The sequence below is a fragment of the Vreelandella sp. 162(4c) genome, from assembly GCF_058152265.1.
The window spans coordinates 3,803,261-3,817,972 of sequence record NZ_CM176981.1; the positions used below are offsets into that span (position 1 = coordinate 3,803,261).

Consider the following 14,712-nt stretch of genomic DNA (forward strand, 5'->3'; position numbering starts at 1 on the left):
CGGGTAGAGGGCAGAATCCCTCCCGCTGCCCTAAGCAGCGGGGGAGTGCTGACTTTTCGATGCCTAGCTTTTTGATGCATAGGCGTAGAGCAGGGTTTCCTGGGCACTAATGGCATCGCTGTCGCCCGGATTCTGGAGTAGGTAGCTGCCGTCGGTCTGGAGCAGCCAGCTCTGGCAGTTATCCACCAGGTAGGTCTCCAGGTCTTTGCGTACCCGGGTGGCGAGCTTCTTATCCAGCAGCGGGAAGCACGTCTCCACACGGTGGAACATATTGCGCGCCATAAAGTCCGCGCTTGAGCACCAGGTCTCCGACTTGCCATCATTGTGGAAGTGGAACACCCGAGTATGCTCCAGCAGACGACCAATAATCGAGCGCACGCGAATGTTGTCGGAAACGCCCGGTACTCCTGGCTTCAAACAGCACATACCGCGAATAATCAAATCGCACTCTACCCCCGCCTGTGAGGCCCGGTAGAGCGCTTTGATAAGCTTGGGCTCGGTTAACGAGTTGCACTTAATAATGATGTGCCCGCGCTTACCCTTACGCGCTATCTGCGCTTCCCGATCGATCATTGCCACCAACCGTTCATGCAGCGTAAATGGCGCGTGCAACAGCGTGTCGATTTTGCGTGCGCGGCCCATTCCAGACAACTGTTGGAACACTTTATGAACATCGGCACACAACGCTTTGTTGGCAGTCAGCAGGCTGTAGTCGGTATATAGCTTGGCGGTTTTAGAGTGATAGTTACCGGTGCCCAGGTGCGCGTAGTAGCAAAGTTCACCTTTTTCGCGACGAACGATGTGCAGCATTTTGGCGTGGGTTTTGTACGCCATAATGCCGTAGACAACGATTGCCCCCGCTTCTTGCAAGCGTGAAGCCAGCTGTAGGTTGTCGGCCTCATCAAAGCGCGCGCGCAGTTCAATGACCACAGTGACTTCTTTGCCTTGGCTGGCCGCTTCCACCAGTGCGTTAACAATGGCCGAGTCTGCGCCGGTACGGTAAAGGGTCTGCTTCACTGCCAGTACATTTGGATCCCGGGCGGCTTCGCGCAGCAGGTCTTCAATCGGCGTAAACGACTGGAAAGGGTGATGGAGTAGAATGTCGTTCTTGGCGATGGCTTCAAACAGGCTACCCGCTTTGAGCGCTTTGGGAATGCTGGGGGTAAACGGCCGATAGAGTAGTTCGGGGCGATCCACGTCCCCCAGTACCGACATCATACGGGTTAAATTAACCGGCCCTTTGACGCGATATAAGTCGTCGCTTTCCAGTTCAAACTGGCGCAGTAAAAAGTTGGTCAAGTCATCAGGGCAACTGTCGGCAACTTCCAGGCGCACACCGCTGCCGTAGCGGCGTGCCAGCAGCTCACCGCGCAGCGCAGAGGCGAGATCCGAAACCTCCTCTGGGTCAACGCTCATATCCGCGTTGCGGGTCAGCCGGAATTGATAGCAGCCGCGTACGCTCATGCCAGGAAACAGCTCCTCGGCATGGGCATGAATCATCGAAGAGAGGAAAACATATTCCGAGAATCCCTCCTCGCAGAGCTCCTTGGGCAGTGCCATCAGACGCGGTAGCGAGCGCGGCGCGGGAAGAATCGCCATCCCCCCGGCGCGACCAAACGCATCTTTGCCTTCCAACTCAACAATAAAATTGAGGCTTTTATTCACTAAACGCGGGAAAGGGTGCGAGGGGTCGAGGCCGATCGGGCTAATGACCGGCATAATTTCATTATCGAAAAACGCCTTAACCCAGGCTTTCTGCTCATCAGTCCACTGATCGCGGCGACGAAAACGCAGCCCATGGGTTTCCAGCGCGGGTAACAAGGTGTCGTTGAGTATCTGATACTGGCGATCAATTTGCGCGTGGGCAAGCTGCGAGATCTCCGCCAACACCGCTTTGGGCAGGCGGCCATCGGCGGCGGTGGTGTCGTCGCCCAGGGCAATTTGATGCTTCAAGCCCGCCACTCGAATCTCGAAAAACTCATCCATATTGGAGGAGAAAATCAGCAGGAACATTAGCCGATTGAGCAGTGGGTGGGCGTCATCTAACGCCTGCTCCAACACGCGGATATTGAACTGTAGATGCGATAGCTCGCGGTTGAAGTAGAGCTGGGTATCGTCGAGGTCGGTTTCAGGCTGTGCTTCACGTGCCTGGACGCCGGTCGGGGTACGGTTAATCCGTAGCGGCGTATCGCCGTCGCTGCTGGTGTGATCGGTAGACGACAGTGGTAAGGAATCTGAAGCTTGCTCGTCCATAGTGGATCTCCCCGCGTTGATAGCTCGAAGGTATCATAGCCTGATACTTGTATATCAGTGCAGTATGCGGGGAGAAGATGACAAAAAGGTGTCACCAGGTTGTCATCTTAGCGTTGCTGAAGTAACCGCGCTGCATCTAGGGCGAAGTAGGTCAGAATGCCATCTGCGCCTGCCCGTTTGAAACACATCAACGACTCCAGTATTACCGGCTCCGCTTCTAACCAGCCGTTGTCGAAGGCCGCGCGGTGCATGGCGTACTCGCCGCTGACTTGGTAGGCGAAGGTGGGTACCTGTAGTTCGCTTTTTACCCGCCGCACGATATCTAGGTAGGGCATGCCGGGCTTGACCATCACCATGTCGGCGCCCTCGGCGATATCCATGGCCACTTCGTGGAGCGCTTCATCGCTGTTAGCGGGATCCATTTGATAGGTGCGCTTGTCCGCTTTGCCCAAGTTAGCAGCCGAACCGACCGCATCGCGAAAAGGCCCGTAGTAGTGCGAGGCGTACTTGGCGCTGTAGGCCATAATACGCACATTATGTAAATGTTCCTGCTCCAACACCTGGCGAATCGCACCAATCCGGCCATCCATCATATCGGAAGGGGCGACCACATCGGCCCCCGCTTCGGCATGGGAGAGCGCCTGCTTGAGCAGGGTATCCACTGTGCGGTCATTCTGGACATAGCCGTGTTCGTCAAGAATGCCGTCTTGACCGTGGCTGGTATAAGGATCCAGCGCCACGTCCGTGATAATGCCTAATTCGGGTAGCGCTTCTTTAAGGGCACGCACGCTGCGCTGAACTAAACCGCTAGCGCTATAGGCCTCTTCAGCAAACTCACTCTTGTGCTCGGAGCCAACCACAGGAAAGAGTGCCAGTGCTGGAATGCCCAGTTCATACGCTTCGCGAGCTTGCTCGATCAGCAGATCAATAGACAGCCGTTCAACGCCGGGCATGGAGGCGACGGCTTCGCGCTGATTGATACCTTCCAACACAAAAACGGGCAGAATCAGGTCGGATGGACTCAGGCTGTTTTCCTGCATCAATCGGCGTGAGAAATCGTCGCGGCGCATACGGCGCATGCGCGTGGCGGGAAAGTGGCGGGCAGTGGGTGTACTCAAGAGGGCTCTCCATTAGAGGTCGTAAAAATCAGTGATCGTGAACATTAAGGATCGCAAATCAACATGCCCGAAGGCCTGGAATCAGTATATCAGCCATGCCCTGCGGCGAAAGCCGTCTTGTGGCGACACGGCAGACTGACTAAAGTGAGCGACAGCTTTGCTGTATTGCGTTCGGCAGACCCTGGGATAAGGAGATAGGCATGACCAAACAGGTGGCAGTGATTTTAGCTGGCTGCGGCGTTTACGATGGCTCGGAAATATATGAGACCACGCTAACCCTGCTGCGCTTGGATCAGTTGGGCATTGGATACCGCTGTTTTGCCCCCGATATTGAGCAGCACCATGTGGTTAACCACCTCACCCAAGAAGTAGTGGAGGGCGAGCAGCGTAACGTGTTGCTGGAGTCCGCTCGCTTGGCGCGAGGGGAGATCAGCCCACTGAGTGAATTAGTGGCTAATGATTTTGACGCAGTGATTGTGCCCGGTGGTTTTGGCGTTGCCAAGAACCTTTCGGACTTTGCCAGTGCCAGCGACAATATGCAGGTGTTAGAAGCGCTAAAAGAGGCGCTGACGGGCTTTCACCAAGAGGCCAAGCCGATTGGTTTGATGTGTATTTCCCCCGTACTTGTGCCACGCCTATTGGATGAGGGCATTGCGGTAACGGTGGGCAATGACCCGGCGGTTTCCGGGGCGATAAGCGCCATGGGTGGGCTACACCGCACCTGTAGCGTAGAAGATATCGTGGTGGATTTTGAGCACCGGGTGGTCACCACACCCGCTTATATGCTGGCAACGCGGATCAGCGAAGCCGCAACTGGTATTTTTAAACTGGTGGATCGCATTGCAGAAATGATGGATTAAGCTCGCCACTGTGCTGATACAAAAGCCACCGCCATTGATCATGGCGGCGGCTTTTAAATATCTGGACGTTGATCCCAGTGCTTAGAGGTCTGCTTCTTGCTCTTCGGCAGTCTCTTTCTCCTCTTTGCGCTTGCGCACCAGGCGACCAAACAACAGCCCGACTTCATAAAGCAGATACATCGGTACCGCCAGTAGGCTCTGTGAAATCACATCCGGGGGCGTTAGCAGCATGCCGACAACAAAGCAGCCTAGTAGGATATACGGGCGCTTTTTAGACAAGCTTTCCACCGACGTAGCGCCAGATAAGATAAGCAAAAAGGTCGCAATAGGAATCTCAAACGCTACACCGAAGGCAAAGAACAGCTTAAGAACGAAGTTCAGATATTGGTTAATGTCGGTCATCACGGCGACGTTTTCCGGCCCGGTTTGGGTGAAAAACTCAAACAGCAGCGGAAAAACAACGTAATAGGCAAACGCCGCGCCGCCGTAGAAAAGCGCAATGCTCGAAACCAGAATCGGAATCGCCAGCGCTTTCTCATTGTCGTAAAGCCCCGGGGCGATAAACGCCCAGGCTTGGTGTAGCACAAACGGAATAGCGATAAATACCGCGACTACCAGAGTGAGCTTGAACGGCGCTAAGAATGGCGAAGCGACTTCCGTAGCGATCATCTGCGAGCCTTCGGGCAGCAGCGCCATCAACGGCTCGGCAACAAAGGTGTAGATATCATTGGCAAAGGAGTAGAGGCCCAAAAAGACCACCAGGATAACGATCACGGCGCGCATTAGCCGTGAGCGCAGCTCGATCAGGTGCTCAATCAGGGGGGCTTGGCTCTGCTCTTCCCGCGGCTCCTTTGAATCGCCAGACATGCTCATTGGTGATTACGATCCTTATTAAGTGCAGCCGACTCAGGGTTAGGCGTTTCAGGTTCGGCCTCGCGGGTGGGCGCAGTCGAGGCAGATGATGACGGAGGTGTTTCTTCACGCACCGTTTCCTCTCGCACCGTTTGCAGGGCGTCATCCAATCGAGAGCTGGCCTGGGCAACGCGCTGCTCAGTGTCACTCTTATCAGTGTCGCTCTGCTGCGCTGGTGCAGCGTCTGACGGGCTATCGGCAATGCTCTCTACGTCCAGCTTCGCTTTCTTCAAGCTGTCATCGAGCTTCTTTTGCTGTTCATTGAGCTTTTGGCGCAGCTCTTCTGCTTCCAGTTGGGCGCTGATTTCACGCTGCATACCGGATACCGTACGCTTGATTTTACCAATCCACATGCCCGTCGTACGGGCGGCGCGGGGCAGCCGCTCCGGGCCAAGCACCAACAGCCCGACGACGCCAATCAGCATCAGTTCAAGAAAGCCGATATCCAGCATGGTTTATTTGCGCTCTTCGTTGCGGTCGTGGGCGGCCTGTTTCTCTTCGGCTTGAACGTCGTAAGTGTTGCCCGGCTCTTCATGGCTCACTTTGGCATGGGGTTGGTCGGCGTCCTCTTTGTCCGCCTCTTTATTTTTCTCCTCGTCGTGCATGGCTTTCTTGAAGCCCTTGACCGCCCCGCCTAGGTCGGTGCCCACGTTACGCAGTTTTTTGGTGCCGAAAACCAGAATGATGATGCCCAGCACAATCAGCAACTGCCAAATACTAATACCACCTAACATATGCGTGTCCTCTTGCGAGCAGGTTAACTATCGATTGAGTGCTACCTATTTTAGCGCTATCTCTTTTACCACTGAGCCAATGAATACGAGCCCCATGGCTAGGAGCAGTACTACAGTACGCGCGTTACCACTATGCGACAGTCCTATGTGGCAACTATGGCTGGCGGGCGGCTTTTTCCTCGTGTCCGGAAATGCCGAAACGCCGTGCCAGTTCGTCTAAAACGGCCTGATGATCCATCCCCAGGTGTGACAGCATCACCAGGCTATGAAACCACAGGTCGGCGGTTTCAGAAATCAATGCTTGGCGTTCAGCCTCGCTACCATGCTCGGCATCTTTTGCCGCAAGCACTGTTTCTGTTGCTTCCTCGCCTACCTTTTCGAGTATCTTGTTCAAACCCTTATGATGCAAGGAGGCAACATAAGATTCTTCTGCCGCTGCATGGCGTCGCTGCTTTAGCACCTCATTGAGCGTATCCAGCACATCGGTATGGCTAGTCGAATTGTTAGGTGGTAATGCGTTGCTGTCCATGGGAATCCTCGTAAACGTTTAGTGCGTCACTCTATTGCCATACCAGCAGCAGTAGGCCAATGGCGGCGGCCGCTAGTATCGGCCACTCCTGAAGTGCAATCCAGCCGCTTAATGGCTGCCACGCCAGTGCCAACGCCAGCAGAATCAAGCCAAGCCGAAGGCGGTAGAGGCGTTTGCCCTGGCGCGCCATCTGCACCCGCATGTCGTTGATCGATTCGACTTGCTGGTGGCGCTGGCGATGCTCGTGCTCCATACGGCTTAGCGCCTGGTGAGCCAGTACGGGCAGTTCGGGCAACTGGTGCGAAAGCTCCGGCGCCTGGCGCTTCAGCGACTCCCATAAACCGCTGACCCCGGCACGCTCTTTCATCCACTGCTCTAAATAGGGCTTGGCGGTACTCCACAGATCTAGATCCGGATAGAGTTGGCGCCCCAGGCCTTCAATATTGAGCAGCGTTTTCTGCAACAGTACCAGCTGCGGCTGTACTTCCATATTAAAGCGCCGCGCGGTTTGAAACAGCCCCAATAGCACCTGGCCGAAGGAGATATCTTTCAACGGCTTCTCTAAAATGGGCTCACAAACGGTGCGAATCGCCGCCGCGAATTCGTTAGCGCGGGTGTTTTCGCCCACCCAGCCGGATTCGATGTGCAGCGCAGCGACTTCATAATAGTCCTGGTGGAAAAACGCCAGTAGGTTACGCGCTAAGTAGTCCTGATCTTCCCGGGTCAGGCTGCCGACGATGCCGCAATCGATGGCAATGTATTGGGGATCTTCGGGGTTGTCACAGTTGACGAAAATATTGCCTGGGTGCATATCCGCGTGAAAGAAGTTGTCACGGAATACCTGAGTAAAGAACAGCTCGACGCCGCGCTCTGCAAGCTTCTTCAAATTAGTGCCACGAGCAATCAGGGTATCTAAATCGGCGACCGGAATACCGCGAATGCGCTCTTGCACCATCACATGGCGGCGGGTGAAGGGCCAGTAGATGGTGGGCACAAACAGCAGCGGTGAGTCTTTGAAGTTGCGCTTGAGCTGCGAGGTGTTGGCGGCCTCTTTGTAGAGATCCAGCTCGTCAAACAGCGTGGCTTCGTAGTCGCGAATGACTTCCACCGGACGCAGGCGACGCGCCTCGGGGATTTTGGAGAATAGCTTGGCGACTTGGTACATCAGCGCCATATCCTGACGCATCACGCGATCAATGCCGGGGCGAATGATTTTCACCACCACGTCTTCACCGCCGTGCAGTCTTGCCGCGTGCACCTGGGCAATCGACGCCGAGGCCAATGGCACTCGGTCAAACTCAGCAAAGGCCTCTTCCAGCGACATTTCCAGCGCTTTCTCGACCCGGTCGGCGGCTTGATCACCGGGAAAGGGCGGCACCTGATCCTGCAGGCGTTTCAGCTCATCGGCGATATCCGCTGGCAGCAGGTCGCGACGGGTCGAGAGCATTTGGCCGAATTTAATAAAAATCGGCCCCAGTGCTTCCAGCGACAAGCGCAGACGTTCGCCCCGCGAGCGCTTGCCAACGGGGATCAAACGTAGCGGAGAAAACCATAGCAGCGCCCGGAGCCACCAGGGCAGCCGCTCTAGCGGCAGCAGTGTGTCAAGCCGGTGGCGGCTGATCACCCAGCTTATCCGCAGCAGACGCAGGCTCATGGGCGCGACTCCTGTGGCGCAAGCTGTAGCTGTTCTAGACGTCGCTGTAAGCGGTTTAGTCGCGCTTCCAGGCGATCGGTCGCCACCTCTAACTCGGTCAGATGCTCGCGCAGTAGGCTACGCTGCTGCCGCCCTGGCAGCAGGCGTGCCTCTTCAAAGACATATTCAGACACATCCTGCATCAGCTCGTCTTTGGCACGCAGCCCCCAGCGGGCAGCGCGGCGCAGTCCCTCGGCCAGGGAGTGGGCGGGCATATCGCCCAGCCAGCGGGCCAGCTCGCTCTCCCAGTCGATGTCCAGGTCGAAGAGCAGGTCTCGAGTGGCTTCAAGCAGATGGATACGCCCGCGCACCGCCAGCTTGCCGTCAAACATAAGGCGTTCAATCGAGGCGCCGCTGATCCACTCGGAAAACGTTTCCGGAGTGAGCTCTACCACTGCGTCTACGTCGGTTTCATCAACGTCATCGCCGCGCATCAGGTCGAGCCCGGCGTGATGGTAGTGAATGACCAACGCTAAGTGAGGCTGCTCAAGGCGCACCAGTAGACGGCTGCCCGCCAGTGCCGCTAGCCGTTCAGGAGCAGCGGGGTCACGGGAGAGCAGAGCGTTGAGCGTGCGTTCACAACCGGCCAGCAGCAGGGTCGGGGTTACCAGCATGCTGACCTCTTGGTAGATAGCGTCATCGGCCGCAGGGACGTTGTCTGACTTTTGGACGTCATGCTGTTTTGCAATGTCGCACTGCTTTGAAATGTCATAACTTAATGCCGCGGTGCAGCGCAACGATACCACCGGTCAGGTTGGTGTACTCAACCCGCTCAAGCCCCGCCTCTTCCATCATGGCTTTAAGCGTTTCCTGATCTGGGTGCATGCGAATCGACTCCGCCAGGTAGCGGTAGCTGTCGCCGTCCCCCGCCACCAGTTCACCCATTTTGGGCAGCAGGCGAAAAGAGTACTCATCGTAGGCCTTGGAGAGCAGCGGGTTGTTGGGTTTGGAGAACTCCAGCACCAAAAGACGGCCACCGGGCTTGAGCACACGGGCCATGGAGCGCAGCGCGGCGTCTTTGTCGGTGACGTTACGTAGGCCAAAGGCAATGGTGATGCAGTCGAAGCTGTTGTCGGGAAACGGCAGACTTTCGGCATTGGCTTGAACATACTCGACGTTGCCGCCTACACCGTTATCCATCAGTTTGTCGCGGCCCACTTTGAGCATGGAGGCGTTGATGTCGGCAAGTACGACTTTGCCCCGGGGGCCAACCAAACGGGAGAACTTAAGCGTTAAATCCCCTGTGCCGCCCGCGATATCCAGCACGTGGTGACCAGGCCGCACCCCTGCGCGTTCAATGGTAAGACGCTTCCAGACTCGGTGGATGCCCATGGACATCAGGTCGTTCATCACATCGTAGCGGGCAGCCACGGAGTGGAAAACATCGGCCACTCGTGAAGCTTTTTCATCAACTGGGACTTCCTGAAAACCAAAGTCAGTGGTGCGTTTTTCTGTGGGGCTCATTGGGCAGTAGCTCCCGAATTCGAGGCGATGGCAAATCGACCTTAGGTCTTTTGACCCTGAGATCGACGCGATTAAAAGTTAACGCCATTGTAGCCTTGTCCACCCTGGCTTGTCTGCCTGGCTTCTTGTATAGGATATGAGTTAGGTAGTCACAGTTGCTTGAATTGAATGCTGGCGGGCTCTCGCGAGGCACCGGCCTCTTTTAAACGCTGCAAGTAGTTGTTCCAGTAGGCTTCTTGGTGGGTCGCGAGGTCATACAGGTAGTTCCAGCTAAATAGCCCGCTGTCATGGCCATCATCGAAGTGCAGTTTCAGTGCATAGTTGCCCGCCTGAGTAATATTTTGCAGGCCGACATCTTTTTTACCCACTTGCAGTACCGCGGTGTCGCCGCCGTGGCCACGCACTTCGGCGGAAGGCGAATAGACGCGTAAAAACTCAACCGGGAGGTGAAAACTCTCCCCATTGGCGTAGCCAAGCTCCAGCTCGCGGGCCTGTTTATGGTAGTGAACCCTAGTGGGGGTGGGCGCATTCATGATGAAACCTCATCGCTAAGTGTCCATGGCTTATGAACATAGCAGCAAGCCCGCAAAGAGCGGGCTTGCTGTTGCTGACGGTACCAATGCAGATAATAACAGCAGACGCAGCTTACAAAATATACCGCGACAGGTCTTCGTCGACCGCCAGTTCGCCAAGCTGAGCATTGACATAGTCGCCGTCAATTACCAGCGGGCTCTCCATATCGCCGCCTCGGAAAGAGGCTTCTTCCAATAGCCGCTCCATCACTGTGTGTAGGCGGCGGGCGCCGATATTTTCAGTGCCTTCGTTGACCTGCCAGGAGATCTGAGCGATGCGCTCGATACCGTCGGGAGTAAACTCTACGTCCAGCCCTTCGGTGGCCAGCAGCGCTTGGTACTGCTTGGTCAGCGAGGCGGAGGGCTCGGTGAGAATGCGCTTAAAGTCGTTGGGCGTTAGCGCGTCAAGCTCAACCCGGATCGGCAAGCGGCCCTGTAGTTCAGGGATCAGATCCGATGGGCGCGACAGGTGGAAAGCACCGGAGGCGATAAACAGGATGTGATCGGTTTTAACCATGCCGTACTTGGTCGAGACGGTGGAACCCTCTATCAGCGGCAGCAGATCTCGTTGGACGCCCTCACGGGAGACTTCGCCACCGCTGGACTGGCCGCTACCCTTGGCGACTTTATCGATCTCATCCAGGAATACGATGCCGTGTTGCTCGACCGAGTAGACCGCGCGGGATTTGATCTCTTCCTCGTTGACCAGCTTGCCCGCTTCTTCATCGCGCAGCAGTACCAGCGCCTCTTTGACTGTTACGCGGCGGTTTTCACGCTTCTGCTGGCCCATGTTGGAGAACATGCTCTGCAGCTGGCTGGTCATCTCTTCCATACCTGGTGGCGTCATGATATCGATGCCTTGGCCCTGGGAAGAGATTTCGATATCGATCTCTTTATCGTCCAACTGCCCTTCGCGAAGCTTCTTGCGGAAGGTCTGGCGGGTGCCGCTGTCTTCCCGCGGCTTGTCTTCCTGGCCACGGGGCGGCGGCAGAAGGGCGTCTAGCACGCGGTCTTCTGCAGCATCTTCGGCGCGGTGGCTAACTTCTTCTTTGGCCTGTTCGCGCACCATCTTGATCGCCGCTTCCATTAAGTCGCGGATAATCGACTCTACATCACGGCCTACATAACCAACTTCAGTAAACTTGGTCGCCTCGACTTTAATAAACGGCGCTTTAGCCAGTTTGGCCAGGCGGCGGGCAATCTCGGTTTTACCCACACCGGTGGGGCCGATCATCAAAATATTTTTAGGAGTGACTTCTGGGCGCAGGTCGTCATCGAGCTGCATACGGCGCCAGCGGTTACGCAAAGCAATTGCCACGGCGCGTTTGGCATCCTGCTGGCCAATAATGTACTGGTCTAGAGCGTGAACAATTTCGCGGGGTGTCATCTGAGTCATATAAGTAACCTTAGTGTGCAGTGAGCGGCGCTTGGGGATCGCGTGAGTTGATTAGCGATCGTCAGTCGACAGCTCTTCGAGGGTCACGTGGTGGTTGGTGAATACACAGATATCACCAGCGATCGAAAGCGACTTCTCGGTGATTTCACGCGCCGACAGCTCGGTATTTTCCAGTAGCGCCCGGGCGCTGGCTTGGGCGAAGTTGCCGCCAGAGCCAATGGCAATAATGCCGCGCTCGGGTTCGACTACATCACCGTTACCGGTAATGATCAGCGAGGCGCTGTGGTCCGCAACGGCGAGCAGCGCTTCCAGGCGGCGCAGTGCCCGGTCAGTGCGCCAATCTTTGGCAAGCTCAACCGCTGCCTTGGTCAAATGGCCTTGGTACTTTTCCAACTGCGCTTCAAAGCGCTCAAACAGCGTGAACGCATCTGCCGTGCCACCCGCAAACCCGGCCAGTACCTTACCGCGGTAGAGGCGGCGTACTTTGCTGGCGTTACCTTTCATTACGGTATTGCCCAGCGATACTTGGCCGTCGCCAGCGAGGGCGACCTGATTACCACGACGGACGGAGACAATAGTGGTCATGGAGATAACTCCTTGGGGGAGGCGAGCTCCCGATGACTGGCAGGCCACTCAATAAGCGACCATTGTTTAAGCGTTCACAACAAAATGCGGGCGGCTGATAAAAAATCAACCGCCCGCAGGGTAATCCAGGAGGGATTATTAGTTTTGCAGTTGGATAAGCAGGGGCTCGATACCTTGGGTGTTCATTAAATCCTGGGCCCGGTTCAACTCACGGGTGTCCTCGTAAGGCCCCACTTGTACCCGGTGCCAGGTATTGCCATCCGCCTTTACTTCGCTGATTTCCGCCAGCAGGCTTAAATTGCGCAGTCGGCCACGCAGCTGTTCGGCGTCGCTGGCTTCACGAAACGAGGCCGCCTGAAGCATATAGCGCCCCGGGGTATTGGTGGCCGCTTCATTCTCCTGAGCCGCCGATACCTGATCTTCAGGTCGGGTGTTGGCGGCAATCACCTGGGCGATGGGGTCGTCGCCTGCAGTGCCAGAGGCCGCAGCACTATCGGCTGTCGGTTCGGGAGCCTCCGGGCGCACAACGCTTGAAGGCAGAGAGACGCCGGGGGCAATGACCTCGGTTTCCGGCAGCAGGGTATAAAATTCAAACGTCGGCATCGACGGTTCAGCGGCTTCCTCGGTTTCCCGAGCGGCGGCGCGCTCTTCGCTACCCGAGGGCTTGGGCAGTACCGTGGCTTGAGGCACTTCGTTCTGCTCTTGCCAGGGGGCGGTGCCGTGCTGGTGCTGAGCCAAAAAGAAGCCCGCCGCCATACCGGCAAGGCCCCACAGCCAGCCGGGTAGGCGGAAGCCGCCGCCTGAGCTGCGTTTGGACTTGCGCTGCGATGTGGCTCCGCGGCGGGGGGCGGGCTTTTTGCGCGGGCTAGCCATTGCTTACATCTCCTCTGGGGCGCTAACCCCCATTAAGTCAAGCCCGTTGCGCAGCACTTGACGGGTGGCGAGGCCTAGTGCCAGGCGCGTATTGCGCAGGGTGTCGTCTTCGACCATTACTTTGACGGCGTTGTAGCAGGTGTGGAAATCGCCGGAAAGGTCGAGCAAATACTGGGCAACCTGCTGTGGCTCGCGGTTTCTGGCGGCGGTTTCCACTACTTCAGGGAAGCGCGCTAGCCGGTTAAGTACGGCTTTCTCCTGGTCGCTGTCCAGCAGCGCTAGGTTGGCCAGTGCCAAGGCGTGATCAAACGGCTGGTCGGCATCCTGGGCTTTGCGCAGCATGCTGCAGACCCGGGCGTGGGCGTACTGGATGTAGTAGACCGGGTTGTCATTCGACTGGGAGCGGGCCAGGTCGATATCAAAGGTGAGCTGCGAGTCGGCGCGGCGGGCGGCGAGGAAGAAGCGCGTGGCGTCGCGGCCCACTTCGTCGATCAAGTCGCGCACAGTGACATAGCTGCCGGCGCGCTTGGAGAGTTTTACCTCGACGCCTGAGCGGGTAACCATGACCATCTGGTGGAGCACGTAGTCGGGCCAGCCTTTGGGAATGCCTACTTCCAGTGCCTGTAAACCGGCGCGTACGCGGGTGACGGTGGAGTGGTGGTCGGCACCCTGCTCGTTGATCACGGTTTTGAAACCGCGCTGCCACTTGTCCAGGTGGTAGGCCACATCAGGCAGGAAGTAGGTGTAGCCACCCTCGCGTTTGCGCATTACGCGGTCTTTGTCATCACCGAAGTCGGTGGTGCGTAGCCACATGGCACCATCTTCTTCATAGGTGTGGCCTGCGCTCACCAGTTTTTCAACAGTGGCGTCCACCTTGCCATCTTCATAGAGTGAGGACTCTAGGAAATAGACGTCAAACTCCACGCCGAAGGCTTTTAGATCCAGGTCCTGTTCGCGACGCAGCCACGCCACGGCAAACTCTTGAATCGCATCTAAATCGTCAGGGTCTTTTTTGGCGGTGACTTCACGGTCATCGGCACTGACCGTTTTGCCTGCCAGGTAGTCGTTGGCCACATCGACGATATACTCGCCGCGATAGCCGTCTTCGGGCCAGCTATCGTCGTCAGGGCCTAAGCCTTTCACCCGCGCTTGTACCGAACGCGCCAAGTTGGCGATCTGGGCGCCAGCGTCGTTGTAGTAGAACTCGCGGGTGACATCAAAACCGGTGGCTTCGAGAAGGCGGCATAGGCAGTCGCCAATCGCTGCGCCCCGACCGTGACCTACGTGCAGCGGGCCGGTGGGGTTGGCGGAAACGAACTCGACCTGCACTTTCTCGCCTTTGCCGACCATGCTGCGGCCAAAGGTGTCGCCGCAGTCGAGTACCTGGGCAACGATTTGCGCTGCGGCATCGGCGGCGGCGAAAAAGTTGATAAAGCCGGGGCCCGCAATCTCGGTTTTTTGGATAGCGTCGCTTTCGGGTAGCGCTGCAACCAGCGCGTTGGCTAATTCACGCGGATTTTTGCCTGCCGGCTTGGCTAACATCAGCGCCAAGTTGGTGGCGTAATCGCCGTGGGCCTTGTCTTTGGTAGGATCCACTTTGATGGTGGGCTGAAGGTCGTTTGGCAGCACGCCTTGGTGCTTGAGCGCGGTGATCGCGCCTTCGAGCAGAGAAACTATCGTATCTTTCATGTGGGTATCCGGTTACGTCTGTGGCGGCGTGTGC

The 14,712-nt window shown here is 56.8% G+C and carries 15 protein-coding genes; 1 reads left to right on the forward strand and 14 read right to left on the reverse strand.

The genetic code is table 11. The features are described from left to right. Window positions 1–63: 63 nt before the first annotated feature. Together ppk1 and hemB are read right to left on the reverse strand one after the other, a co-directional pair. A complete protein-coding gene (gene ppk1 / locus AC4EYZ_RS17415) occupies window positions 64–2,253 on the reverse strand; it encodes a polyphosphate kinase 1 (RefSeq protein ID WP_027958639.1) in 2,190 nt (729 codons plus the stop codon). Window positions 2,254–2,360: 107 nt separating this feature from the next. Continuing rightward, window positions 2,361–3,371, reverse strand: coding sequence for a porphobilinogen synthase (hemB, locus tag AC4EYZ_RS17420; RefSeq protein ID WP_022522097.1), 1,011 nt, complete (start codon window positions 3,369–3,371; stop codon window positions 2,361–2,363). Window positions 3,372–3,571: 200 nt separating this feature from the next. On the opposite strand from hemB, the gene elbB reads away from it, so the two are divergent. After that, window positions 3,572–4,231 carry an isoprenoid biosynthesis glyoxalase ElbB gene (elbB, locus tag AC4EYZ_RS17425; RefSeq protein ID WP_009287444.1) on the forward strand — a complete coding sequence of 220 codons (660 nt, stop codon included), beginning with the start codon at window positions 3,572–3,574 and terminating at the stop codon, window positions 4,229–4,231. Between the two features lie 81 nt (window positions 4,232–4,312). Here the strand turns inward: elbB and tatC are convergent, their stop codons facing one another. The 12 genes from tatC to argS all read right to left on the reverse strand — a co-directional run bounded on the left by tatC (window position 4,313) and on the right by argS (window position 14,678). Next, the gene (gene tatC, locus AC4EYZ_RS17430; RefSeq protein ID WP_009287443.1) at window positions 4,313–5,104 is read right to left on the reverse strand and encodes a twin-arginine translocase subunit TatC; all 792 of its coding nucleotides are present in this window, start codon (window positions 5,102–5,104) and stop codon (window positions 4,313–4,315) included. Further along, entirely contained in the window at window positions 5,101–5,595 is a 495-nt protein-coding gene (gene tatB / locus AC4EYZ_RS17435; RefSeq protein ID WP_022522098.1) for a Sec-independent protein translocase protein TatB, read from the reverse strand. Before tatB ends, tatC begins: the two co-directional genes overlap by 4 nt. Window positions 5,596–5,598: 3 nt before the next feature. Continuing rightward, window positions 5,599–5,877 (reverse strand): Sec-independent protein translocase subunit TatA, encoded by a 279-nt coding sequence (gene tatA, locus AC4EYZ_RS17440; RefSeq protein ID WP_022522099.1) that lies wholly within the window; start codon window positions 5,875–5,877, stop codon window positions 5,599–5,601. A 154-nt stretch (window positions 5,878–6,031) separates the two neighbouring features. Further along, window positions 6,032–6,406: a phosphoribosyl-ATP diphosphatase gene (locus AC4EYZ_RS17445; RefSeq protein ID WP_474192776.1), complete on the reverse strand. Its 375-nt coding sequence runs from the start codon at window positions 6,404–6,406 to the stop codon at window positions 6,032–6,034. A gap of 31 nt (window positions 6,407–6,437) precedes the next feature. Continuing rightward, complete coding sequence (gene ubiB, locus AC4EYZ_RS17450) at window positions 6,438–8,060, reverse strand: ubiquinone biosynthesis regulatory protein kinase UbiB (RefSeq protein ID WP_027958643.1); 1,623 nt, start codon at window positions 8,058–8,060, stop codon at window positions 6,438–6,440. After that, window positions 8,057–8,713 carry a ubiquinone biosynthesis accessory factor UbiJ gene (locus AC4EYZ_RS17455; RefSeq protein WP_027958644.1) on the reverse strand — a complete coding sequence of 219 codons (657 nt, stop codon included), beginning with the start codon at window positions 8,711–8,713 and terminating at the stop codon, window positions 8,057–8,059. The genes ubiB and AC4EYZ_RS17455 overlap by 4 nt, the downstream gene beginning before the upstream one ends. A gap of 94 nt (window positions 8,714–8,807) precedes the next feature. Next, on the reverse strand, window positions 8,808–9,563 hold the full coding sequence (ubiE, locus tag AC4EYZ_RS17460; RefSeq protein ID WP_009287442.1) for a bifunctional demethylmenaquinone methyltransferase/2-methoxy-6-polyprenyl-1,4-benzoquinol methylase UbiE: 756 nt from the start codon (window positions 9,561–9,563) through the stop codon (window positions 8,808–8,810). A 149-nt stretch (window positions 9,564–9,712) separates the two neighbouring features. Continuing rightward, window positions 9,713–10,096 (reverse strand): gamma-butyrobetaine hydroxylase family protein, encoded by a 384-nt coding sequence (locus AC4EYZ_RS17465; RefSeq protein WP_027958645.1) that lies wholly within the window; start codon window positions 10,094–10,096, stop codon window positions 9,713–9,715. Window positions 10,097–10,208: 112 nt separating this feature from the next. Continuing rightward, window positions 10,209–11,531 carry an ATP-dependent protease ATPase subunit HslU gene (gene hslU, locus AC4EYZ_RS17470; protein ID WP_009287441.1) on the reverse strand — a complete coding sequence of 441 codons (1,323 nt, stop codon included), beginning with the start codon at window positions 11,529–11,531 and terminating at the stop codon, window positions 10,209–10,211. Window positions 11,532–11,582: 51 nt separating this feature from the next. Further along, window positions 11,583–12,116 carry an ATP-dependent protease subunit HslV gene (gene hslV / locus AC4EYZ_RS17475; protein ID WP_039859441.1) on the reverse strand — a complete coding sequence of 178 codons (534 nt, stop codon included), beginning with the start codon at window positions 12,114–12,116 and terminating at the stop codon, window positions 11,583–11,585. 138 nt (window positions 12,117–12,254) lie between these two features. Beyond that, a complete protein-coding gene (locus AC4EYZ_RS17480) occupies window positions 12,255–12,989 on the reverse strand; it encodes an SPOR domain-containing protein (RefSeq protein ID WP_474192406.1) in 735 nt (244 codons plus the stop codon). A 3-nt stretch (window positions 12,990–12,992) separates the two neighbouring features. Next, a complete protein-coding gene (argS, locus tag AC4EYZ_RS17485; protein WP_009287439.1) occupies window positions 12,993–14,678 on the reverse strand; it encodes an arginine--tRNA ligase in 1,686 nt (561 codons plus the stop codon). Between the last annotated feature and the right edge of the window lie 34 nt (window positions 14,679–14,712).